The sequence below is a fragment of the Planomonospora corallina genome, assembly GCF_042650625.1.
Taxonomy (GTDB): Bacteria; Actinomycetota; Actinomycetes; order Streptosporangiales; family Streptosporangiaceae; genus Planomonospora_B; species Planomonospora_B corallina.
Genome location: NZ_JBHSBM010000005.1, coordinates 206,306 through 229,109 on the forward strand (window position 1 = coordinate 206,306; position 22,804 = coordinate 229,109).

Here is a 22,804-nt window from a genome sequence, read left to right on the forward strand (position 1 = left end):
CAGGGGCGCCGGGGGACCGGCCCCGTGGCCGCCGGCGCCGGTCCCACGGTGCCCCTGCCGGCTCCTTCGAGGAGGCTCAGGCGTAGTAGGTGTAGAGCGGCTTCCAGGTCCCGGCGTACAGGCAGCCGACCGACGGCTTGGAGGCCCTGGCCTCGGCGCAGACCTTGAGCTCGACCTCGTAGACGCCCGCGTGGGTGAAGGAGAACTTCACCGGCTTGCCGTAGGAGCAGGTGCGGTAGCTGCGGTGCTTGAGGGACACGTCGCCGCCGGTCTCCTTGACGGAGACGCGGAAGACGGCCCAGCCGCAGGCCGGGCCGCGGGTCAGGTCGGTGACGCTGCCGGTGACCGTGACGCGGGGGGCGGGCGCGCCGGGGTCGTCCTTCGGTGTGGCGGTCAGCGAGCCGGACGCTCTGGCCCTGCGGCCGGGGGCGTGGTGGGGGCCCCACTTGGCGGGGGCGGCGGCCTGCGCGGAACGCGTCTCCTGGGCGTCCGGGCCGGTTGCGGCGTGGGCGGTGGCCGGGGCGAGGACGGTGATGCCGACGATGCCGGCGAGGGAGATCCCGGCCAGGGTGCGAGCGGTGTTCATCGGGGGTCCTTTCCGTCTGTCTGCGGTTGGGCACACTGTGCGACGGACCGCTTTCAGGCGGCTTGAGGGCCCACTGCAGCCGGGTGTCCGGCGGGGCTCCCGCCGGGCACCCGGCCGCTACTGGTGGATCGTCGAGCCGTGGCGCTCCTTGCGGATGTGCAGGCGGGCGGGGACGCGGGTGCGCAGCTCGCCGACGTGGCTGACGATGCCGACGGCCCGGCCGCCGTCCCGCAGGCCGTCCAGGATGTCGAGCACGCCGTCGAGGGTGTCCTCGTCGAGGGTGCCGAAGCCCTCGTCGACGAAGAGCGTGCCGAGCTCCACGCCCCCGGCCTCGGCGGTGACCACGTCGGCCAGGCCGAGGGCCAGGGCGAGCGAGGTGATGAAGCTCTCGCCGCCGGACAGGGTCGCGGGGTCGCGGTCCACCCCGGTCCAGCCGTCGAGGATCCGCAGGCCGAGCCCGCCGCCCGACCGGCTCCGGTCACCCGCCGCCCGTCGCAGGTCGTACTGGAGCAGGTAGCGCCCGCCCGACATGTGGTCCAGGCGCTCGTTGGCCGAGGCGACCACCTGGCGGAGCCGCTCGCCCAGCACGTACGCGGACAGGCGCATGCTCCACCGGTTGTCGGCGGAGTTCCCGCCGGCCAGCGCGGCGAGCCGGTCGGCGAGGCGGTGACGCTCGGCGGCGGGCAGCCACTCCTCCAGGCGCCCGGCCAGCTCGGTGCGGAGCGCCTCCAGCCGGTCACGGCGGCTCCCGGCCCGGTCCCGGGCGGACAGCAGCGCGGCGTACGCGGCGTCGGCCGCGTCCCGCGCCGCCTCCAGGGCGGCCAGGTCGGGGTCGGGCTCCGCCGCGGCGGCGACCAGCTCCGGGTCGGCCAGCTGGGCGTCGACCGCGGCGCGCTCCCGGTCGAGCGCGCGGAGCCGTCCGGACCTCTCGTCCTGCTCGGCGGCGGTCAGGACCGCCGCCCGGGCGTCCTCGATCCCGCGGAAGCCCTCCTCGGCGGCCGCGGCGGAGGCCCGTGCCCGGGCCGTCTCCAGCTCGGCCTGGGCCGTCCGCTCGCGCTGCACGGCCTCGGCGGCCTCCCGGAGCAGCCCGGCCTCGTCGGCCAGCCGGTCCAGCCGGTCGGTCAGCGTGGGGTCGGCGCCCCTCGCCTCGTCCAGGCGCGCGGCCAGCCGGTCGATCTCGGCGGTGAGCGCGTCGGCCTCCGTACGGCAGGCCGCCAGCTCCACCGCGATCTCCCCGGAGCGCTCCCGCAGCCGCTCCAGCTCCGCGGTGAGGTTCCCGGCCTCGGCCTCCAGGCCGGGCACGGCGTCGGCGGAGGCGCGCAGTCTCCGCAGCGCCTGCTCCGCCAGGCGCAGCTCCCGCGCCGCCCGGCTCTCGCCGTCGTACTGCCGCCCGGCGGCGGCTCCGGCGGCGATCCCGGCGGCGGTCTCGGCGGCGGGATCCCGCCCGGCGGCCCCGTCGGCGGCCATGTCCCCGGCGGCGGCCCCGGCGTCCTCACCGGCGTCCTCACCAGTGCCGGGACGGGGGATCAGCCGGGCCTGCTCGGCCCGGGCGGACTCCTGCCGGGCGCGGCAGCCGGCCAGCCGGCCGGCGACCTCCCCGGCGTCGGTGCGGGCGCGCTCCACCTCGGCCGCGACCCGGGCGGCGTCGGAGGCGAGGGCCGGTTCCCGCGCCGCCGCCTCCGCCAGGGCCGCCTGCTCCCGCTCGGCCCCGGCGAGCGCGGCCACGGCCTGCTCGGCGGTCAGCTCCCCGGCGTCGGCGAGGGCGGCCTCCAGCCGGGAGGCGAGTTCGGTGACGGTGTTCTCCGCCTCCTGGCGCCGCCCCTGGGCCGCCTCGTAGGCGCTCTGGGCCGCCTGCTCGTCGTCGGAGGTGGCGGCCGTGCCGGCGGGGGCGGCCGGGGCGGGATGGTCGCAGGAGCCGCAGACGACGCAGGGAGTGCCGGGTGAGAGACCGGCGGCGAGCTCGGCGGCCATGCCGTCGATCCGGGCCTGGCGGATCCCGAGGAGCCGGTCGAGGAGCCGCTGGGCGTGGTCTACGGCCCCGGTCGCGGCGGTGCGGGCCGTCTCCAGCCGTCCCGTCAGGTCGTCGCGGCGCCGGACGGCGTCCAGCCCGGCGCCGGCCCGGTCCGCCGCCGCACGCGCGACCGGGATCCGGGCCGCGTCGGCCCGGGCGGCGTCCCGCCGGGCGGTGGCCTCCTCGAGCCGGACCGGCAGCTCGCGCTGGACCTCCGCGAGGGCGGCCTCCTGCTCCGTCAGGTCGCGGAGCCGGTCGTCGAGCCCGGCCAGCTCGGTCTCCAGCTCCACGAACCGGGCGGCGGCGGCGCGGGCCGCGTCCGCGGCGGGGACCCGGGCGGCGTCGAGGCGGGCGGCGGTGAGGCGGGCCTCCGTCTCGTCCCGGAGGCCGGGCAGGACCTGCAGCCGCGCGTCGATCCGGGCCTGCTCGGCGGTGAGCCCGGCGATCTTCTCCTGCGTCCGCGCGCGCTCCCGGCGGCGCGCCTCGAGCCGGGGCTCCTCGGCGCGCAGCCCGTCCAGCCGGGTGATCTCCTCGCGCCGTTCGCGCTCCAGGCCGGACAGGAGGCCGGGGTCGGCGGGCAGGAGGCCGTCCGGGGCGCCGGACTCGCCGTACGGCGGGCCGCCCGCGACGCCGGGACCACCGGGGAGACCGGGCACGGCGCCGGGACCGCCGGGCACGCCCCCGCGGAGCAGGGGGCGGGCGCGGCCGATCGCGTCGGCGGCCAGGCTGCGGGCCTTGGCCGCGGTCTCGGCGCGCTGCTCGGCCTCCCGGATCAGGGGGAGCACCCGGTCCGCCCGGGCCGCCTCGGCGAGCACGGCCTCCAGGTCGGCGCGTTCCTCCGCGCGCTCCTCCAGGGCCAGGCTCCGGGTCAGGGCATCGGCGTGGCGCCTGCGCCGGTCGGCCAGGGCGACGGCGTCCTCCAGCCGGCGGCGGGCCAGCAGCGCGGCCGTCTCGCCCTCGGCGCACGCGCGGAGCGCCCGTTCCGCCGTCTCGCCCGCCAGGGCGGCCAGCGCCCCGGCCCAGTCCAGGGGGTCCTCCTCGATCCAGACCGCCACGTCCCGCGCCGGCGCGGCCTGCCCCGCCCCCGTGGAGGGCGCCGGCCCCGCAAGCACGAGCGCCTCCGTCTCCGCGGGCGTCCCCGTCTCCGGGAGCGCGGCCGTCCCCGCGGGCGTCCCCGCCCCCGGCAGGGCGGCCGTCGCCGCCTCCGCTCCGGGCAGGGGTGCGGTCCCCGCGTCCGGAGCCGCGGCGAGCGCGGCGAGGAGCTCGGGACCCGCGGCCTCCTGGACGCGGTCGACGACGGAGTCGACGTCCCTGCGCAGCGCCTGCTGCTCGCGGAAGGCCTCGGTGCGGCGGTCGGCGAGCCACGACTCGGCGGCGGCGTAGACCTTGACCGAGAAGAGCCGTTCCAGCACCTTGCGGCGCTCGTCGCCGTCGGCGCGCAGGAAGCGGGCGAAGTCGCCCTGCGGCAACATCGCGACCTGGCAGAACTGGTCGAGGTTCATGCCGAGCAGGCCGCCGACCAGGTCGCCGGCCTCGTCCATGCGGGTCGTCAGGCCCCGCCACTCCCCGTCGGGGAGGAGCTCCTCCAGCACGACCTTGGCCTGCTCCAGGGTGGTGCCGGCGCCCTTCTTCTTGGGCCGCTGCCAGGCCGGTGAGCGGGTGAGCCGGAGCCGGCGGCCCCGGATGGTGACCTCCAGCCGGACGCGCGGGCCCCGGTCCGGCGGGGCGTGGTCGCAGCGCAGGCTCCGGGCGCTGTCGCGCTGGCCGGGCACGCGGCCGTACAGGGCGAAGCAGAGCGCGTCGAGCACGGTGGTCTTGCCCGCTCCGGTGGAGCCGTGGATCAGGAACAGCCCGGCCTCGGTGAGGGCGTCGAAGTCGACGGTCTCCTCCCCCGGGAACGAGCCGAAGGCGGTGATCTCCAGACGGTGGGGGCGCATCTACGCCATCGCCTCCTTGGCGCGGGACTCCTCGACGGCCTGCCGGAGCAGCCGGGTCTCGTCGGCGTCGGCGGGCTCGCCGCGCACCTCGCGGACGAAGTCGAGCACGACCTCGATCTCCGGGCGGCCGGCCAGCCGGGGCCGGGCCGTGCTCTCCTGCGGCCCGCCCTCGGGCTCGAAGGAGAGGGTGAGCGCGTGCGGGAAGCGGGTCCGCAGCCGCTCCATGGCGCTCTTCGGCCGGACGGGATCGGTCAGGACCACCTGCAGCCAGCGGTCCTCGTGGTCGGCGTGCTCCGGCGAGGCGAGCAGGTCGTCCAGGCGGCCCACCAGGCGGCCCAGCCGCCGGGGCACCGGCGCCTCGGCGAACTCGGCGCCGGCGAACCCGTCCGGGCCGATCTCCACCAGCCAGGAGCCCTTCACCTGGCCGAGCTCGGAGAAGGAGTAGGCGATCGGGGAGCCGGAGTAGCGCACGGTCTCGCTCATGCGCTGGCGGCCGTGCAGGTGGCCGAGGGCCGTGTAGTCGACGCCGTCGAAGACCGGGACGGGGACGTGCGCGACGCCGCCGACGCTGATGTCGCGCTCGCTGTCGCTGGCCTGCCCGCCGGTCACGAACGCGTGGGCCAGCACCACCGAGCGGGTGCCCCGGCGCTCCAGGTCGGACCGGATCAGCGACATGGCGTGGCCGACCGCGGCGGTGTGGGTGCGCTCGGGCAGCTCCCACGGCTCGCGGACCAGCTCCGGCTCCAGGTAGGGGATGCCGTAGAAGGCCACGTCGCCGACGACCACGGGCGTGCCGACCCGGGCCGGGTCCGTGCGCAGGTGCACGCCCGCGGCGTCGATCAGGTCGGCGCCGAAGCCGAGGCGGCGCGCGGAGTCGTGGTTGCCGCTGATCAGCACGGTGCGCACGCCCTCGGCGACCAGCCTGCGCAGCGCCTCGTTGCACAGGTCGACGGCGTCGACCGGCGGCAGCGCCCGGTCGTAGACGTCGCCGGAGACGACGACCACCTCGACCCGTTCGCTCCTGACGGTCTCGATCAGGTGGTCGACGAAGACTCCCTGGGCCGCCAGGAGGCTCTCCCGGTGGAACGAGCGACCCAGGTGCCAGTCCGATGTGTGCAGCACCCGCATGACGCCTGAAGCTAACAGGCCACGGAGGCATCCGCCGCCACAGTGACCTCTTCGGCACCCTTCCGGATGCCTTCCGGCAGCCTTCCGGAAGGCATCCGGAAGCCTTCGGCGGCCGCTGCGGCGCCCTCCGGCGGCCCCTCCGGTGTCCCGGCCGTCCGCGGGGCGCCCGCCGTTCCGCCGCTCTGGGTAGGGTTGATGATCGAAGCGGACGACTCGGATGGACGGGCCATCGGGGAGCTGAGCGGCATGCGCGTGGGCCGGGGCGTGGTGGGCGTGGCCGCGGGTCTGGTCATGGTGGTCCTGGCCGCGCTGGGCTACGTCCTGCCCCCGCCGTTCGACCCGTCCCCGCTCGTCCCCGACCCGGCCTTCCGGACCCTGCCCGCCCAGCCCGCCGACGAGCTGCGGCCCGTCCCGGCGGCCGCTTCCATCACCGTCGAGGAGGTCACCGTCCCGGCCCGCGGCACCGACCTGCGGGCGACGGTCCGCGCGCCGCGCGCCCCCGGCCGGCATCCGGCCATGGTCTTCGTGCAGGGGGCCGGCCCGGGGCTGCGGGAGGAGTTCACCGAGCAGGCCGAGTGGCTGGCCCGGGCCGGGATCGTCACGCTCGTCTACGACAAGCGGACCGTGGGGTACGACTTCCGCCACCGCGACTTCGGGCTGCTCGCCGACGACGCGCTGCGCATGCTGGCCGTGCTGCGCGGGCGCCCCGACGTCGACCCGGGGCGCGCCGGGCTGTGGGGGGTCAGCGAGGGCAGCTGGGTGGTGCCGATCGCCGCCTCGCGCAGCGCCGACGTGGGCTTCGCCGTGCTGGTCTCCGCGCCGAACGTCTCACCGCTGCGGCAGGTCAGCTGGGCGCTGGGCGAGCAGCTGGACCGGCTGCGCGCGCCGAGCGGGGTGCGCGAGCTGCTCATCCGGGCGATGTCCGCGGTGGACATGAACTTCCTGCGCCACGACGGCGTGCCGGCGCTGCGCGGGGTGCGGCGGCCGGTGCTGGCGCTGTACGGCACGCGCGACCCGTCGATCCCGTTCGTGGAGAGCAGCCAGACGCTCACCCGGGCGCTCGCCGAGGGCGGCGACCCCGCGTACACCATCCGCTACCTGGCCGGGGCCGACCACGGCATGCGGGTCGACGGCGGGCCGTTCGCCGCCGGCTACCTGGAGACGCTGGCGAACTGGGTCACCGGCCTGCCGGGGACCGCGGAGCCCGAGGTGCCCGTCGCCGGGGCCACCCCGGTCCAGCGCTACGAGGCCAGCGACGTGCCCACCGCGCCGTGGTACGCCAGCGGCACGGTGCTGGGGTTCACGCTCTTCCTGGCCGCGGTCGGCTACGTCGCCGGCCCGGTGGCCGCGCTGGCGATCCGGCTGCGCGGCGGCGACGGGGCCGCGGCCGGCGCCCGGCTCTGGCCGCCGATCCGGCGCAGGTTCCGCCGGATGGCGCAGACCGGGGTGGGGCTGCTCGTCTCGGTGGCGGCGTTCATCACGCTGCTGGTGCTGTTCTCGGTCAACCAGGCGGGGGCCTGGCCCGCGGTCCTCGCCGGCTGGCTGGTCGTGCGGGCGCTGGCCCTGCTGATGCTGCTGCAGGAGGTGACGGCCACCGCCGCCGTCGTCTCGGCGCTGCGGGAGGGCTGGCAGCCCAGCCGCCCGCAGTACGTCGCGGTCGCCGGGGTGCTCGGCAGCACCGGCCTGCTGCTGGTGGCGGCGGCCTACTACGGCCTGTTCGCGTTCCCCTGGTGAGGGTCCCCGCGGGGCCCGCTCCCCGTCCCGGCGGCGGGCCGCCCGCCGCCGGGACGGGCCCGGCCCCTCCCGCGGAGAGGGGCCGGGCCGCGGGCCCGTCAGCCGTAGCAGGCGAGCCAGCGGTCCATCTCGGCGAAGACCTGCTTGCGCGCGGGCTCCGGCGAGAGCACCAGGTCGTGCATGCCGCCGGGCACCCGGACGCAGGTGACGTGCCCGCCGACCCTGGTCGACCAGCGGGCGATCTGCTCGGGGTCGAGCACGGTGTCGGCGCTGCGCGCCTCTGGGGCGAAGTCGCGCAGCCGCAGGCCCTTGTCGGAGCAGAGCACCAGGACCGGCACGTCGACGCGGAGCCCGGCGTGCAGGCGCCGCTGGGCGCGCCGGATCGCGGCCAGCCAGGCGGCGTGCACGGGGAACCCGCCGACGGGCTTCCACGCCAGGTCGAAGTCCCACTCCCCGTGGTGGTCGCGGTGCAGGCTCGTGGCGTACGCGGTGGACAGGCCGAGGGGCAGCACGGTCCTGATGGGCAGCCGGGACAGCGGCAGGTGCAGCACGTCGGCGGCCAGCCTCAGGTGGCCGGGGACGTTCAGGTCGAAGAAGGGGCTGTTGAGCACCAGGTTCTGGACCAGTCCCCTGCCCCGGACCCGGTCGGCCCAGAGCGCGGCGACGAGCCCGCCGGTGGAGTGGGCGTTGAGGATCACCCTCTCGTGGCCGTGCTCGGCGCGGATGATCCGGATCGCCTCGTCGATCTCCGGGAAGTACTCGGTGACGCTGCGCACGAACCCGCGGGTCTGGTGCGGCAGCAGCGAGCGGCCGTACTTGCGCAGGTCCAGGCCGTAGAAGTCGACGCCCTGGGCGGCGAAGTGCTCGGCCAGGTGGGTCTGGAAGAAGTAGTCGGTGAAGCCGTGCAGGTAGAGCACGGCCCTGCCGGTGGGCTCGGCGGCGCGGCGCCGTACGAGGGAGGCGACGACCTCGCCCTCGTAGTCGTCCGGCATCGGCAGGACCGTGAGCTCGTAGTCGGGGCCGAGGACGTCGTGCATGGGTCTCACGATATTCCGTAGGGGTTGGCGGGCCAGTCGGGGACGGCGTCCGGGAGGTCCGTGCTGACCTTCATCGGGAACTTCGCCGGGCGCTTCTCCAGGAAGGACGTGACCCCCTCGGCGGCGTCCGGGGCGGCGCCGAGGGCGTGCATGAGCTTGGAGTCGGCGCGGTGCGCCTCCCACGGTGAGTCGGCCGACAGGCCCGCCCACATGAGGCGGCGGATGGCGGCGACCGAGACGGCGGAGGTGTTGCCGGCGATCTCGCGGGCGAGCGCGTAGGCGGCCGGGAGCAGCTCGTCCGGAGCGAGGACCTTCGAGACCAGGCGCCCCTCGAGCGCCTCGGAGGCGGGGAAGACCCGGCCGGTCGCGGCCCACTCCATCGCCTGGGAGATGCCGACGACGCGGGGCAGGAACCAGCTCGAGGCGGCCTCGGTCACGATGCCGCGCCGGGCGAAGACGAAGCCGAACCTCGCCGTGTCGGAGGCGAGCCGGACGTCCATCGGGAGCGTCATGGTCACACCGACGCCGACCGCCGGGCCGTTGATCGCGCCGATGACCGGCTTGAGCGAGCGGGCGATGCGGAGCACGACCGTGCCGCCGCCGTCGCGCGGCGAGCCGTCGACGGTGTCGGCGCCGCCGAACATCTCCTCGGACCTGCGGTGGTTGAAGGTGTCACCGCCGCCGCCGAGGTCGGCGCCGGCGCAGAAGGCCCGGCCCTTGCCGGTGACCACCACGGCGCGGACCCCGTCGTCGGCGTCCGCGCGGTCGAAGGCCTCGATCAGCTCGCCGCGCATCACGTAGGTGAAGGCGTTGAGGCGTTCCGGACGGTTGAGCGTGATGGTGGCCACGCCGTCGGCCACGTCGTACTCGATCTCCGTGAAAGACATGACCGAATCTTATTCCAGATCAAATGTCCGGATTAATCAGGATGTTTTTCTGATGTGTTCACTCACTCTTCGCCTGCTCAGCCGTTCTTTCTGCCTACCATCTCCCTGCGGCACACGAGTGCGCGGGCACGGGAGTGCGGGAACGGGGAGCAGTGCGGGACAGATCAACGCCGCCCGGAATCGGCGCGGTCATCGGATGGACGGCTCTGTCGGTCATCGCGCCGGGAGCCGCCCACCTGCGCGCCGGATGGCGCCGGACCGGCCTGGTCCTGCTGTCCGTCCACGCCGTGGCCCTGCTCGCCCTGCTCTGGGTGGGCCTCACCTCCGATCTCGGCGTCCTGGCCGGTCAGCTGGTGGCCTCCTCCTGGCTGACCGTGCTCACCGCGGGCGCCCTCGCCCTGGGCGTCGCCTGGTTCGCGCTGGTCGTGCACTCCTTCATGGTGCTGGAGCCCGGCAGGCTGCCCGCCGCCGGGCAGGCCGCGGCCGGCACGGTCGCGGGTGTGCTCGCGGTGGCAGTGCTGCTCCCGTTCGGCCTCGCCGGGCAGTACGCCGCGGTCTCCCAGGCCGCGCTGGACGACGTCTTCGCCCCCGCCCTGCCGCCGCCCGGCGGATCCGGCGACTCCGGCGGCGAGCAGGATCCGTGGGCGGACCGGACCCGGGTGAACATCCTGCTGCTCGGCGGCGACGCCGACGACCACCGGCCGGGCGTGCGGACCGACAGCATCAACGTGGCCAGCATCGACGTCAAGACCGGCAACACCGTCCTGTTCAGCCTCCCGCGCAACCTCGAGAACGTGCGCTTCGTGCCGGGCAGCCCGATGGCCAGGAGGTTCCCCAACGGCTTCCGCCTCCCGGCCGGTCCCGGAGGCGGGCGGGAGGACCTGCTCTTCGCGGTCTGGGAGTACGCCGACGCCCATCCGGAGATCTTCGGCGGCAGGCAGGGCCAGGGCGCCCGGGTCCTGATCGACACCGTCGGCTACACGCTCGGACTGAAGATCGACTGGTACGCCCTGGTGAACATGTGGGGCTTCGCCCGCCTCATCGACGCCATCGGGGGCGTGACGGTCACCGTCCCGCACGACGTCGTCTTCGGCAAGTACAACGAGGGCGTGGTCAAGGCAGGCACCCGCAGGCTCGGCGGCGCCGACGCGATGTGGTTCGCCCGCTCGCGCACCTACAGCGACGACTTCAGCCGGATGGGCCGCCAGCGCTGCGTGCTCGGCGCGCTCCTGCGGCAGGCCGACCCGGCGACGGTCCTCGCCCGGTTCAACCGGATCGCCCTGGCCACCAAGGAACTGATCAGGACGGACATCCCCCGCCCGATGCTGGAGCACCTGGTCCCGCTGGCGCTGAAGGTCAAGAGTGCCGAGGTGACCAGCGTGCAGTTCGTCCCGCCGCTGATCAACACCGGCTACCCCGACTGGGCCAAGATCCGCACCGTCACCGCCAGGGCCATCCAGAAGTCGGTCTCCGCCCCGGCCGCCGCGGTGTCCTCCCCGGACGGCGCACCGGGCGCCACGCCGTCCGCCGCCCCGGCCGCCGGGGCCGGCGCGAAGCAGGCGGGCGGGCCGGCGGCCGAGCCGCCGACCGGGGCCGGCGCGAGGCGGGCGGCCGGGCCGGTGGACCCCGCCGCGCCCAAGGACATCACCGACGGCTGCGGCTGATCCCTTCCACGGCGCCGGCGCCGCTCTCCCCGTACGGCTCCGGTCCCGGCGGCGCCGCACCGGCGGGCCCGGTCACCGGACCGGGGCGCGCCGGGTCGCCGCCTCCGCGGTGGCGGGATCCGGGAGGACCAGGCGGATCCGGGTGCCGGCGCCGGGGCGGCTGTCGACCTGTACGTCCCCGCCGTGCATGCGGACGATCTTCCGGACCAGGGCCAGGCCCACGCCGGTGCCGCCGATCGACTGCCGCTCGGCGCCGGCGCCGCGGTAGAAGTCGTCGAAGACGTGCGGGAGGTCATGCGGGTCGATGCCGACGCCGGTGTCGGCGACCTCGATCGACGGGACCGGATCGGCGGTCACGGTGACGTCGATACGGCCGCCGGGCGGAGTGAACTTGACCGCGTTGTCCAGCAGTTGCGCCAGCGCGTGGCGCAGGCGGCCGGCATCGGCCCAGGCCGTCACCGCACCGGGGGCGTGCACCGTCACGGTCAGGTGGCCGGTGTCCCCTCGCGCGGTGACCGCCTGCACGGCCTGGCGGGCCAGGGCGCTCAGCTCGGTCTCGGCCGGGGTGAAGGCGGCGTCGCCGGCGTTCAGGCTGGCCATCAGCAGCAGCTCGTTCAGCAGGTGCTCCAGCCGGACGCTGTTGCGGTCGAGCACCTGCAGGAAGCGCTCCTGGGTGGCGGCGTCCATGCCGCCCTCGTGCAGCAGCTGCACCGAGGAGCGGACCGAGGCCAGCGGGGTGCGCAGCTCGTGGTTGACCGTACGCAGGAACTGGTTCTTCAGCTCGTCGACCTGGCGCAGCCGCTCCATCTGCTGCCGTTGCTGGAGCAGGAGTCGTTCGCGCTGCTCGGCCAGCTCGTGGCGGTCGGTGACGTCGGTGGAGATGCCGTCGATGAACATCCGCGGCCCTTCGCGGCGGGGCGCGGCACGCATCCACAACCACCGCGTGACGCCGTCCAGGCCCTGGACGCGGAACTCGACGTCGACCGGCTCCCCGGCGCGCAGGGTGTCGAGGAAGGAGGCGTACGCCGCCCGGTCGTCGGGGTGGGTCCGGCGCTCGATCAGGCCGGGCACGTCGGCGTCCTCCGGGAGCGGGCGGCCGAACAGGGCGGCGGTCCTGCTCTGGTACATCGAGCGGAGCGAGCCGTCGGCCGCCACCTCGACGCTCCACACGTTGTCGCTGACGCGGGAGACGACCTGCTCGAACCGGCGGCGGCTCTCCGCCAGGGCGAGGGTGAGCTCCTCGGCGCGGCGGCGCTCCATGTACCGCCCGATGTGGGCGCAGACGCCGTCCAGCAGGTCGACCAGGTCGTCGTCGGGTTCCTGGGAGTGGTCGGCGGCGAAGACGAGCACCCCCAGCACCTGGTCGCCGCTGCGCACCGGCAGGGCCATGGCCGAGCGCAGCCCGGCCCGCAGGGCGTCCCGCGCCCGGGGGAAGTCGCGCGCGGCGGCGTTGTCGTCGATCCAGACCGGCGCACCGCGCTCCCAGGCCGTCCCGGGCAGCTCCTGCCCCCGGCCGAAGACGTCCGGGTGCCCGGCGGTGAAGACCGACAGGTCCCGTCCGGGCCTGCTCCAGGCGCCGACGCGGGTGATGGACGCCTCGTCCTCGCCGACCTGCCAGTACTCGCCGTAGGTCCACCCCAGCGCGTCGGTGACCGCGGCGACCGCTCCCACGGCCGCCTCCCTGCTGGAGGCGGCCTCGGCCAGCACCCGGGTGACGGCCTGCTGGGCCCTGTGCAGCACGCCGATGCGGTGGGAGTCGGTGATGTCGTGACCGGCGATCACCGCGCCCAGGCGGTGCCCGCCGGGGGCGTCGATGGGCCGGCCGTTGACCAGGAAGCGGCGGGGACCGGCGTCGGTGGTGGCGACCACCTGCTGGCCGGTGAAGCGCTCGCCGGACCAGGCCCGGAACAGGGGCATCTCCTCGAGCTCCAGCGGGGTCCGCCCGTCCGGCCCGTACAGCCGGTAAGCCTGCAGCCAGGAGCCCACGTCGGCCGGCGGGGTGTCGGTGTGCAGGCTCTCACGCAGCGGCCGGTTGATCACCAGGTGACCCTGCTCGTCGCAGGCCATCACCGACACCTCCAGGCTGTCGAGCAGGGCGCGCAGGAAGACGGGCTCCTGCTCCCCGGACGCCGGCGTCCCGGTGCCGGCGCGGGCCGTCCGCAACGCGATCTCCGGCTCGGCCACGGCGGCCAGGTCCTCCAGCGCCCGCACCTGTTCGGGGCTCCAGTCCCGGGCCGTGACGTCGAGCGCGCACAACGCGCCGATCACCTGCGCGCCGGGCGCGTTCAGCGGCACCGCGGCGCAGGCCGCCGGCTGCCCGGCGGCGTTCTCCGCCAGCGCGCGCCAGCGCTCGTCCGCGCGGGTGTCGCCGATCACCAGCGGCGCGCCGTCGGTCACGACGTGCCGGTACAGCGACCTCGTCAGGGGACTCTCCCGGGTGATCCGCGGTCCGGCCGTCCCCGCCGCGCTGACCACGACCTGCCGGTCCGCGGTGATCAGCGACACCGTCGAGGCCGGCGCCTCCAGCAGCCGGACCGCCAGCCGGGTGACCCGGTCCAGCACCGGCGCCGCCGGGGCGGCCAGCAGGCCGGTGGCGTGCAGCGCCTGCAATCGCGCCGGGTCGTCGATGCGGTTCCGGCCACTCGCTCCCATGACACACCCCCCTGCCCGGTTTGTACCCATATATAGGCATTTACCTGGGTGGGGGTGGGTGGGAAGGCCGGGTCCGGGGTCGCACCGCCCGCGGCCTCTCCGCGCGGCGGCACGCGCCCGGCCGATCGGGCCGTCCGCCGGTCAGGCGCGGTGGGACTGCTTGGCCAGCCGGCGGACGCGTTCCTCGTCGATCGTGTGCCCCAGGCCGGGCTGGGTGAGCGGGACGGCGACGACCCCGCCGGAGGCGCCGACCGGCGGGGTGACGATCTGGGCGCTGCGCGGCGGCTCGGCCACGTCGCACGGGAGGGTGCAGCCGGGCAGGCTGGCGGCGGCGACGGTGGCTGCCCGCGCCAGGCCCGTGCCCTGCCCTCCGGCGCAGGCGAGCTGCCATCCGGCGGCCACCGCGCCGTCGTGCACCCGCCGCACCTCGCGCAGGGAGCCCAGCACGGCCGGGCGGATCAGCAGCGCGCGGCCCGCGCCCGCCGCGATCGCCTCGTCCAGCTCCCGCTCCGACGACACCTCCAGCAGGACCGGGGCGGCGACCCGCTCCTGCAGGTCGGCGTGGTCGGCGAGACCCCCGGGGGTCGCGAACGGGCGCTCGATGACGGACGGAGCGTAGGCGTCCAGCGCCTCGAGGGCCTCGATGTCGGTGTAGGCGGAGCGGGCGTCCAGGCCGATGCCGAGCGCCGGGTAGGCCTGCCGTACGGCACGCAGCGGCTCGATGTCCCAGCCGGGGTGGACGTCCATGGTGATGTGCGCGTATCCGGCGCAGACGTGCCGGTTGACCCGGGCGACCAGGCTCTCCAGGTTGCGGTCGGCGCCGATCCGCACGGTGGCCATCAGCGAGGTGCGGCTGCCGCCGAGGGCGTGCGCGAGCGGGACGCCGCGCATGCGGCCCCACAGGTCCCAGCAGGCCATGTCGGCGGCCGGCCCGCCGGGGATCTCCCCCAGCTCGTCCGGGTGCTCCCAGTCGACGCCGATGAGCTCCTTGCCGAGCCGCTCCACCAGGGCGGGCCAGGTCTCGGGGCCGGAGTCGACGACCTCGCCCCAGCCGGTCATGCCCCCGTAGTCGGTGAGCCGGACGAGGATGCTCTCCGGCCGCCTGCCGTACGGCAGGACCAGCCGGTACACCTCCAGCTCGCACACCCGTGGCATGAACTCCCCTTGGCTGTCCGCACGGCCTCCCCGTGCCCTCCGAACGCGCCCCGCCCGCGGGCGGAACCCACCCTTCAACGTGAGGAAGCGGCACGTTCTTCCCAATGGTGCCACGACCTCGTCAGGCTCCGGTCCGGCCCGCGACGAGCGTACCGGTGGCCGCGACCAGCGCGGTCAGCGCGAAGCACGCCAGGTACACGGGGCCGGCGGCGCCGAAGGCGGCGACGACCGCGCCGACGGCGGCGACCGCCGCGACGGTGAAGGCCGACTCGCCGATGCCCATGGAGGCGCTGTTCTCGCCCTCCCGCCCCGGCGCGGACAGCTCCAGGACGAGCACCGAGAGCGTCGGGTAGACGCTCCCGATCCCGAGGCCGAGGACGATCTCCCCGAGGAAGGCGACGGCCACCGGGACGGCCGGGAAGACGGCCAGGGCCGCCAGCAGCAGTCCCGCGGTGATCAGCAGCGGGCCGGTCCGCAGGATCAGGACCCGGTCGTACCGCCTGCGCCCGACGATCCACGAGGCGAGCGACCAGGCCAGCGCGCCGCCGGTGAGCACGCTGCCGGCCAGGGCGGGCGACAGGCCCCGCTCCGCGGTGAGCATCAGCGGGAGGTACACCTCGCCGCCGAAGACGGCGCCGGCCGCGATCCCGCGCAGGACGATCACCGAGGGCAGGCCGCGCCCGGCGCGCAGGGTGCCGGGCGGCAGCAACCGGGCCAGCGCCGTCACCAGCACCGCGAGCCCGGCGGCCATCAGGACCAGGCCGGCGCCGCGCGCGGACCCGCCGTACTGGGTGAGCGCCGCGCCCACGGCCGCCAGCACCGCCCAGCCGAGCCTGCGGGCGATCGGCGTGCGCCCGCCGGCCCCGTCCGGCCCGTCCGCCCCGGCCCTTCCGCCCGCCGGGGCGGTGGCCAGGCCGCGCCAGAGCAGCAGCGCGGCGGGGGCGACGAGCAGCGGCACGCCGAGGAAGACCCAGCGCCAGCCGAGCTGGCCGACCACGAGGCCGGTGACCGCGGGCCCGACCATGGACGGCACCACCCAGCCGGCCGCGAACAGGGAGAAGACCTTCGGATGCGTCCCGGCGGGGTAGACGCGGGAGACCAGCACGTAGAGGGAGACCTGGAAGAGCCCGCCGCCGAGGCCCTGCACGAACCGGCCGAGCACGAACACGTCCATGGTGGGCGCCGTCCCGGAGAGCACGAGTCCCGCCACGAAGGCCGCCAGGCCCGTCCAGAGCGGCACGACCGGCCCGCGCAGGTCGCCCCAGCGCCCGCCCGCCACGGTGGCGATCATGCCCGCGGCGAGGGACCCGCTGAAGGCCAGGGCGTACAGGCCGATCCCGTCGAGCTCGCGCCCCACCACCGGCATCGCGGTCGACACGGCCAGCGACTCGAAGGCCACCAGCACGATCAGGGAGACCATGCCGACCGTCAGCGCGCGGTGGCGCGGGGCGAGCACCCCCTCGGCAGGGGGATCGATCATCGTCGTCGTCATGACCGGACCGTACGGCCGCCGCGCAGGCCGCCGCATCGGCCCGCCGGCTCAGCCCTTGGACGTAGGACCTCCGGGACCCTGGGGGCGTCCGGGGCTTCGGAGTCTTCCGGGACCTCCGGGCCTTCCGGGGGCCCCAGGCCTTCCGGGACCTCAGAGGCCTCAGGGTCTCCGGGCCTCAGCGGCGTCCGGGATCCCGGGGACGGGCGGGCTCTCCGCCGCTCCCGGGAGCCGAGGGGCCCGCGGGCTCCCCGGCTCCGCCGTCCCGCGCGTAGGAGGCCAGGCCGCGCAGCATCAGGTCGAGACCGAACTCGAACCGCTCGTCCCCGTCCGGCCCGGTCAGCTCGTCGACGTGGGCGGTCATACGGGGGAAGCGGTCGGCGGGCAGCTGCCGGTAGAACTCCTTGATCTGCCCGAACGTCTCCTCCAGGAAGGCGCCGAGGTCCTTGCCGCTGCCGCGCTGCCGGTTGAGGTAGAGCGCGTTCTCGTAGGCGTCGGCGCAGATGTAGATGCCGAAGCGGTCGAGCATCAGGGCGGCGACCGCCGGCGGCACGCCGCCGGCGAGCATGATGGCCAGCTGCCCCTCGGCGATGCGCAGCGCGTTGGGGCTGGTCGGGATGTTGGCCAGGCCCACCCGGGCGATGTCCGCGTGCGAGGTGAAGACCCGGAACGCGTCCATGAGCATCTCCCTCAGCTGCTCCAGCCAGCGCTCCGGATCCGGCTCGGGGACGTGGATCTCGGCCATGACCCGGTCGTAGATCAGGTCGAGCAGCTCCTCCTTGTTCGCCACGTGGGCGTAGAGGGAGGCGGGGCCGGTGCCGAGCTCCTGGGCGACCCGGCGCATGCTCAGCGCCTCCAGCCCCTCCGCGTCGACGATCCGCAGGCCGGTGGAGACGATGAGCTCCCTGCTCAGCACGGTCCGGGGAGCGCTGGGCCTGCGGGTCTTGCGCCAGGGCGGAGTCGGGATGTCGGTCACGCGGCGATGCTATACCGCCGTGTTCGCACCGCCGAACACCGTACTGGGAGCGAACACCGTACCGACGACGAACGATGTACCGAGAACGAACGCCGTACTTGACACGAACATCGTTCGTCCGTACAACGGTGTTCGTTATCAACGAACACTGTTCGTCAACTGGCACGCTCCCCGCGAGAAGGGAACCCTCATGACCCACGCCGCCACCACCGGCCCTCCGGTCGTCGCCGCCGCGCCGTACCGGTGGCGCTGGCCCGCCCTCTTCGTGATCCTCGCCGCCGAGGTCATGGACCTGCTCGACGCGATGATCACCAACATCGCCGCCCCGTCCGTCCACGCCGACCTGGGCGGATCGACCAGCCTGATCCAGTGGCTCGGCGCCGGATACACCATGGCGATGGCCGTCGGCCTGATCGTCGGCGGGCGCCTCGGCGACCTCTACGGCCGCCGGCGCGTGTTCGTCATCGGCGCGGCGGGCTTCACCCTCGCCTCGCTCCTGTGCGGCCTGGCGCTCTCCCCCGGCATGCTGGTCGGCGCGCGGGTGCTCCAGGGCGTGTTCGGGGCCGTGATGATCCCGCAGGGACTCGGCATGATCAAGGAGATGTTCCCGCCGAAGGAGCAGGCCGCCGCGTTCGGCGCGTTCGGCCCGGTCATGGCGCTGTCCACGGTGGGCGGCCCGGTGCTCGCCGGCTGGCTGGTCGACGCCGACCTGTTCGGCACCGGCTGGCGCATGATCTTCCTGATCAACCTCCCGGTCGGCCTGCTCGCCGTCGCCGGAGCGATCCGCTTCCTGCCCCGCTCCCGGCCCGGGAGCGCCTCCCGCCTGGACCTCACCGGCACGGGCCTGGTCGCGGCCGCCTCCTTCCTGCTGGTCTTCCCCCTGGTCCAGGGCCGCGACCTGGACTGGCCCATCTGGACCTTCGCATCGATGGCCGCCTCGGCGGCACTCTTCGTGCTCTTCGCCCGGCACCAGGTCCACAGGCAGCGCACGGGGGGCGACCCGCTGCTGGTGCCGGGCCTGTTCCGCAAGCGCGCCTTCACCGGCGGCCTGGTCGTGGGTCTGGTCTTCTTCACCGCGCTGATCGGGTTCTCGATGGTGCTCGGCCTGTACTTCCAGCTGGGGCTGGGCTACGACCCGCTGAAGGCGGGCCTGGCGAACCTGCCGCACGCCGTGGGATCGCTGCTCGGCTTCGTCGGCGTGCACGCCGCAGGCCTGGCGCAGAAGGTCGGGCGCAGGCTGATCCACCTGGGCGCCGTCGTGATGGTGGCCGGTCTGGCGGGGGTCGCCGTCACCCTGGAGCTCGCCGGCACGGACGTCACACCGTGGCAGCTGGCCCCGGCCCTGTTCCTGGCGGGCGCCGGCATGAGCATGATCATGGCGCCGTTCTTCGACATCGTGCTGGCCGGGGTGGACCCGCACGAGTCGGGCTCCGCCAGCGGCACGCTCACCGCCGTCCAGCAGCTCGGCGGCGCGCTCGGCTCCGCCGCGGTGGGCACCCTCTTCTTCGGCCTGCTGGAGGGCGGGCTGGCCTTCCCCGAGGCGATGCGGGTCACGATCTGGGCCACCGGCGGCATGGTCGCCGTCGCCTTCGCCGCGGCCTTCCTGCTCCCGCTCCGGGCCCGCCCCGAGGAGGAGGCCGGGCACTGAGCGGGACCCGGGGTGCACGGGCGGCCGGGGCCCGTGCCGCACGGCCGGGGCGTGGGCAAGCGGGCGGCCGGGGCCCGTGCCGCACGGCCGGGATGTGGGGCACGCGGACGGCCCTGTGCCGGGCGGCCGGGACTCCGGTGCGCGGCAGCCGGCACGAGGCGTCCCGGCGGAAGACGGGCCCCCGTGCCGTCTCCCGCCGGGACGGGTCCTGTCAGCCGGCCGGGCGCTCCAGGCTGCGCTCGGCCCACTGCCCGATGTCGCGCCGCTCGATCGCGGCGGCCATCAGGTCGGGGAAGACGTCGGGGGTGCAGGCGAAGGCCGGGACCCCCAGCGCGGCCAGGGCCGCGGCGTTCTCCCGGTCGTAGAAGGGCGCGCCCTCGTCCGAGAGCGCCAGCAGCACGATCACCTGCACTCCCGCCGCGGTCATCTGGGCGACCCGGCGGAGCATCTCCTGGCGGATCCCGCCCTCGTACAGGTCGCTGATCAGGATGAAGATCGAGTCGGTCGGCCGGGTGATGAGGCCCTGGCTGTAGGCGATGGCCCGGTTGATGTCGGTGCCGCCGCCGAGCTGCGTGCCGAACAGCAGCTCCACCGGGTCGTGGAGCTGGTCGGTGAGGTCGACGACCGCGGTGTCGAAGACCACCAGCGAGGTCTTCAGCGACCGCATCGAGGCGAGCACCGCGCCGAAGACGCTGGAGTAGACGACCGAGGCGGCCATCGAGCCGCTCTGGTCGATGCAGAGCACCACCTCGCGCTGGACGGCCCGCTGCCGCCTGCCGTACCCGACCAGCCGGGACGGGACCACCACGCCCCGCTCCGGCAGGTAGTTCCTCAGGTTGGCGCGGATCGTCCGGTCCCAGTCGATGTCGGTGACCCGCCGGGGCCGGTGGGTGCGCGCCGAGCGGTCCAGCGCCCCGGTCACCGCGGCCTTGGTCCGCTGCGCGAGCTTGCTCTCCAGCTCGGAGACGACCTTGCGGACCAGCGCGCGGGCCGACTCCCGCGCCTTGTCGGGCATCACCCGGTTGAGCGAGAGCAGCGTGCCGACCAGGTGGACGTCCGGCTCGACCGCCTCCAGCATCTCCGGCTCCACCAGCAGCCGGGTGAGGTTGAGCCGCTCCACGGCGTCCTTCTGCATCACCTGCACCACGGACGAGGGGAAGTAGGAGCGGATGTCGCCCAGCCAGCGCGCCACCCTGGGCGCGGACGCGCCGAGCCCGGCGCTCCGCTCCCTCCCCTCGCCGCCGCCGGCGGAGCCGCCGTCGTAGAGGGCGGCCAGGGCGCCGTCCATCGCCGCGTCGGTCCCGCCGAGCGCGCACCCGGTGCCGTCGGCGTCCCCGCCGAGCACCAGCCGCCAGCGGCGCAGCCTCTCGTCGTCCATCACGCCCTCCCGAGAATCGTCAGCACGGTCCGCACGGCCGCCGCCGCGCGCTCGTCGTCCACGGCCTCCACGTCCTCTCCCGCACTCCCGGCGTCCCCGGCCCGCCCTGCGGCGCCCGCGGCGTCCAGGGACCGGACCCGCTCGCCGATCGCGCGGCGCTCGGGCGCGGCGAAGGCGGCGAAGGCCCGCCGGAGCAGCGGGAGCACGTCGACGAACGCCTCCGGCGCCAGGGAGGTGAGCCAGCCGTCGACCAGGCCGAGGAGCCGGGCGTCGTGGACGAGCAGCAGCCCGCCGCCCGAGGTGAACCCCTCGATCCAGGCCGCCGCCCGGGCGGGCGGGTGGCCGGCGGACATCGCGCGGAACATGCGCCGCTCCGCCCGGCCGGTGTCGAGCTCCCCGGAGTCCAGCAGGATCCTGACGAGCCGCCCCTCGATCAGCCCGTGCAGGTCGGAGCGGCCGGAGACCGCGCGCAGGGCGCCGAGCCAGCGGGCCCTCGGCCGGTCGTCCGGCGCCGGATCCGCTCCCGGGCCAGTGGCCGGACCGGCTCCCGGATCCGCCGTCCGCTCCCCCGGGGTCCCCGTCTCCGCGGTGGACCCGGACGGCGCTCCGGACGGCGGCGCGGACGGTGCCGCCTCCGGCTCGTCCCCGGCGTCGAGCAGGCCGACCGCCGTGTGCACTCCGTCGACGTGGCCGACCAGGTCGCGGGCGGCGTCGTCGTCCAGGCCGCCGGCGGCGGCGGCGAGCCCGACGCAGACGCGGGTCAGCAGGGCGTCGGAGATCGCGGCCAGCCCCTCGGCGGGCGTGCCGCGCACGTCCCCGTAGCGCTGGGCGCGGACCAGGGCGGGCAGCGCCGCCATCAGGTGCGTCACGTCGCCGTCCAGCGCCGCCCGCGCCGAGAGCTCCTCCAGCACGGCGGGCAGCGCCTCCGGCAGGTCGGCCGGGAGGCAGCGCTCCAGCAGGCCCGTCAGGCCGGGCAGCGCGGGCGCGGCGGCGGCCAGGTCGCGGACGCGGGCGGTGGCGGCGGCCGGGACGGTGGTGCCCCAGGAGCTCGCCTCGATCAGGTCGACGTCGAACTCGGGGCGCCAGGCCAGCGTCCACGACTCGCGGAAGGTGCCCTTGCCCCTGCTGGGCCGCAACGTCCCCCAGCCGACCCCGATGAGCAGCAGCCGGTGCAGCAGCCGGCTGCGCTCCAGGTCGAGCGGTCTGCGCAGGTCGAGGTCGAGTTCGCGCTCCAGCGCCTCGGGCTTGAGCCGCAGGCGCCGCTGCTCGGCGCGCAGGTGCCGCTGGAGCGGGACCATCGGGGTGGCGTCGGGGACGTGGCCGAGCCGCTCCCCCACGACCATGCGCCGCTGGATCAGCTCCACCGGCGTCTCGGCACCCTCGCAGAGCACGGCCCGGACCGCCTCGGTGGCCTCCGCCAGCCCGGCCAGCGGCCGCCCCCGGAGCACGGCCAGCGAGTGCGCCAGCCGTACGGCCTCGATGACGTGGGCGGAGGAGACGGGCAGGTCCTCGGCGCGCAGCACCCCGGCGGCCTCGGTCAGCCACCGCTCCACCGGCCGGTCGGGCGAGGCGAACAGGTGGTGGTACCAGCCGGGGGAGGTGACGCCCGCGCCGTACCCGCTCCGGGCGGCCAGCCGCCCGTAGGTCCACGGCACCCAGGTCGTCTCCACCTTGGCCTTGGGCAGGCCGCGCAGCAGCGCGTCGTCGGCCTTCGCGGACGGCAGGCCCGCGCCCCATGCCTTCCCGGGCGTGCCGGTCAGGGCGGGCACGTGCCAGGCGCCGCAGACCACGGCGATCCGCTCGTACCCGTCCCGGACCGCGCCGCGGACGGTGCGGCGCATGTAGGCCTCGCGCCGCGCCTCGTGCTCGTCCGGGACATGTCCGTCGCGGACCGCGGCCATCGCCTCGGCGATCACCTCGAACGGCGTGTCCCCGCGGTGCTCGACCGCGTCCTCCCACCACCGCTCGGGGTCGTCGTAACCGGCGGCGCGGGCGAGCGCGCCGATCGGGTCGGTCCGTACGGCCCGCGCCCCGCCGTCCGTGTCACCGTCCGGTTCTCCGTCCGTGTCGCCGTCCGCCGCGCCGGGGCCGTCCGGCTCCTGCGGCCGGGCGGCGAGGGAGTGCGCGGCGGGCAGGTCGCAGAAGCGCACCGGCACGCCCGCCTCCACCGCGTGGCGGATCGCCTGCCACTCGGGGGAGAAGACGGCGAACGGCCAGAACGCGGCCCGGGCCGCCTCACCGGGCACGTGCGCCAGCAGCGCCACCGGCGGCCGGAGGTCCGGGTCCTTCGCCAGGTCCACGAGCCCGTCGGCCTCGGGCGGGCCCTCGATGAGCACGACGTCCGGCCGCAGGCGCTCCAGCTCCGCGCGCAGGGAGCGCGCCGAGCCGGGCCCGTGGTGCCGCACGCCGAGCACGTGCACGGTCATCGCTCGCCTCCTCCTGTCACGCCGCGGCCTCCGGCACCGCCGCGGAGCCCTGTCCCACCGCGGCCGGCCCGGCCGCGGAGCCCTGTCCCCGCGCGG

Annotated in this window: 14 protein-coding genes; 3 read left to right on the forward strand and 11 right to left on the reverse strand. The window is 75.8% G+C overall.

Annotated features, from left to right (window positions below):
* Positions 1-76: 76 nt before the first annotated feature.
* From ACFOWE_RS01585 to ACFOWE_RS01595, 3 genes are all read right to left on the reverse strand, one after another.
* A complete protein-coding gene (locus ACFOWE_RS01585) occupies positions 77-586 on the reverse strand; it encodes a hypothetical protein (RefSeq protein ID WP_377284923.1) in 510 nt (169 codons plus the stop codon).
* 117 nt (positions 587-703) lie between these two features.
* Entirely contained in the window at positions 704-4,534 is a 3,831-nt protein-coding gene (locus ACFOWE_RS01590; RefSeq protein ID WP_377284924.1) for an AAA family ATPase, read from the reverse strand.
* Positions 4,535-5,662, reverse strand: a complete 1,128-nt coding sequence (locus ACFOWE_RS01595; protein WP_377284925.1) for an exonuclease SbcCD subunit D — start codon at positions 5,660-5,662, stop codon at positions 4,535-4,537. It lies immediately after the preceding gene.
* A 195-nt stretch (positions 5,663-5,857) separates the two neighbouring features.
* Between ACFOWE_RS01595 and ACFOWE_RS01600 the strand changes: the two genes are divergently transcribed.
* Positions 5,858-7,396 carry an alpha/beta hydrolase family protein gene (locus ACFOWE_RS01600; protein WP_377284926.1) on the forward strand — a complete coding sequence of 513 codons (1,539 nt, stop codon included), beginning with the start codon at positions 5,858-5,860 and terminating at the stop codon, positions 7,394-7,396.
* Positions 7,397-7,494: 98 nt separating this feature from the next.
* Here the strand turns inward: ACFOWE_RS01600 and ACFOWE_RS01605 are convergent, their stop codons facing one another.
* Together ACFOWE_RS01605 and ACFOWE_RS01610 are read right to left on the reverse strand one after the other, a co-directional pair.
* Entirely contained in the window at positions 7,495-8,433 is a 939-nt protein-coding gene (locus tag ACFOWE_RS01605) for an alpha/beta hydrolase (RefSeq protein WP_377284927.1), read from the reverse strand.
* Between the two features lie 5 nt (positions 8,434-8,438).
* Entirely contained in the window at positions 8,439-9,320 is an 882-nt protein-coding gene (locus ACFOWE_RS01610; RefSeq protein ID WP_377284928.1) for a crotonase/enoyl-CoA hydratase family protein, read from the reverse strand.
* Positions 9,321-9,472: 152 nt separating this feature from the next.
* Between ACFOWE_RS01610 and ACFOWE_RS01615 the strand changes: the two genes are divergently transcribed.
* Positions 9,473-10,984, forward strand: a complete 1,512-nt coding sequence (locus ACFOWE_RS01615) for an LCP family protein (RefSeq protein ID WP_377284929.1) — start codon at positions 9,473-9,475, stop codon at positions 10,982-10,984.
* Positions 10,985-11,056: 72 nt separating this feature from the next.
* On the opposite strand, the gene ACFOWE_RS01620 is transcribed toward ACFOWE_RS01615, so the two are convergent.
* The 4 genes from ACFOWE_RS01620 to ACFOWE_RS01635 all read right to left on the reverse strand — a co-directional run bounded on the left by ACFOWE_RS01620 (position 11,057) and on the right by ACFOWE_RS01635 (position 17,256).
* Positions 11,057-13,636 carry an ATP-binding protein gene (locus tag ACFOWE_RS01620; RefSeq protein WP_377284930.1) on the reverse strand — a complete coding sequence of 860 codons (2,580 nt, stop codon included), beginning with the start codon at positions 13,634-13,636 and terminating at the stop codon, positions 11,057-11,059.
* A gap of 141 nt (positions 13,637-13,777) precedes the next feature.
* On the reverse strand, positions 13,778-14,791 hold the full coding sequence (locus ACFOWE_RS01625) for an enolase C-terminal domain-like protein (RefSeq protein ID WP_377284931.1): 1,014 nt from the start codon (positions 14,789-14,791) through the stop codon (positions 13,778-13,780).
* Between the two features lie 121 nt (positions 14,792-14,912).
* On the reverse strand, positions 14,913-16,283 hold the full coding sequence (locus ACFOWE_RS01630) for an MFS transporter (RefSeq protein WP_377284932.1): 1,371 nt from the start codon (positions 16,281-16,283) through the stop codon (positions 14,913-14,915).
* 175 nt (positions 16,284-16,458) lie between these two features.
* On the reverse strand, positions 16,459-17,256 hold the full coding sequence (locus ACFOWE_RS01635) for a TetR/AcrR family transcriptional regulator C-terminal domain-containing protein (RefSeq protein ID WP_377284933.1): 798 nt from the start codon (positions 17,254-17,256) through the stop codon (positions 16,459-16,461).
* A 190-nt stretch (positions 17,257-17,446) separates the two neighbouring features.
* Between ACFOWE_RS01635 and ACFOWE_RS01640 the strand changes: the two genes are divergently transcribed.
* A complete protein-coding gene (locus tag ACFOWE_RS01640; protein ID WP_377284934.1) occupies positions 17,447-18,904 on the forward strand; it encodes an MFS transporter in 1,458 nt (485 codons plus the stop codon).
* Between the two features lie 211 nt (positions 18,905-19,115).
* Here ACFOWE_RS01640 and ACFOWE_RS01645 read toward each other — a convergent pair whose 3' ends face one another.
* Both ACFOWE_RS01645 and ACFOWE_RS01650 read right to left on the reverse strand, forming a co-directional pair.
* Positions 19,116-20,282 carry a VWA domain-containing protein gene (locus tag ACFOWE_RS01645; RefSeq protein WP_377284935.1) on the reverse strand — a complete coding sequence of 389 codons (1,167 nt, stop codon included), beginning with the start codon at positions 20,280-20,282 and terminating at the stop codon, positions 19,116-19,118.
* A complete protein-coding gene (locus ACFOWE_RS01650) occupies positions 20,282-22,708 on the reverse strand; it encodes a DUF5682 family protein (RefSeq protein ID WP_377284936.1) in 2,427 nt (808 codons plus the stop codon). The genes ACFOWE_RS01645 and ACFOWE_RS01650 overlap by 1 nt, the downstream gene beginning before the upstream one ends.
* Between the last annotated feature and the right edge of the window lie 96 nt (positions 22,709-22,804).

Bases quoted from the DNA above. Each gene is read 5' to 3' on its own strand.
- ACFOWE_RS01585 (WP_377284923.1), bottom strand. From the start codon at position 586: ATGAACACCGCTCGCACCCTGGCCGGGATCTCCCTCGCCGGCATCGTC.
- ACFOWE_RS01590 (WP_377284924.1), bottom strand. From the start codon at position 4,534: ATGCGCCCCCACCGTCTGGAGATCACCGCCTTCGGCTCGTTCCCGGGG.
- ACFOWE_RS01595 (WP_377284925.1), bottom strand. From the start codon at position 5,662: ATGCGGGTGCTGCACACATCGGACTGGCACCTGGGTCGCTCGTTCCAC.
- ACFOWE_RS01600 (WP_377284926.1), top strand. From the start codon at position 5,858: ATGATCGAAGCGGACGACTCGGATGGACGGGCCATCGGGGAGCTGAGC.
- ACFOWE_RS01605 (WP_377284927.1), bottom strand. From the start codon at position 8,433: ATGCACGACGTCCTCGGCCCCGACTACGAGCTCACGGTCCTGCCGATG.
- ACFOWE_RS01610 (WP_377284928.1), bottom strand. From the start codon at position 9,320: ATGTCTTTCACGGAGATCGAGTACGACGTGGCCGACGGCGTGGCCACC.
- ACFOWE_RS01620 (WP_377284930.1), bottom strand. From the start codon at position 13,636: ATGGGAGCGAGTGGCCGGAACCGCATCGACGACCCGGCGCGATTGCAG.
- ACFOWE_RS01625 (WP_377284931.1), bottom strand. From the start codon at position 14,791: ATGCCACGGGTGTGCGAGCTGGAGGTGTACCGGCTGGTCCTGCCGTAC.
- ACFOWE_RS01630 (WP_377284932.1), bottom strand. From the start codon at position 16,283: ATGACGACGACGATGATCGATCCCCCTGCCGAGGGGGTGCTCGCCCCG.
- ACFOWE_RS01640 (WP_377284934.1), top strand. From the start codon at position 17,447: ATGACCCACGCCGCCACCACCGGCCCTCCGGTCGTCGCCGCCGCGCCG.
- ACFOWE_RS01645 (WP_377284935.1), bottom strand. From the start codon at position 20,282: ATGGACGACGAGAGGCTGCGCCGCTGGCGGCTGGTGCTCGGCGGGGAC.
- ACFOWE_RS01650 (WP_377284936.1), bottom strand. From the start codon at position 22,708: ATGACCGTGCACGTGCTCGGCGTGCGGCACCACGGGCCCGGCTCGGCG.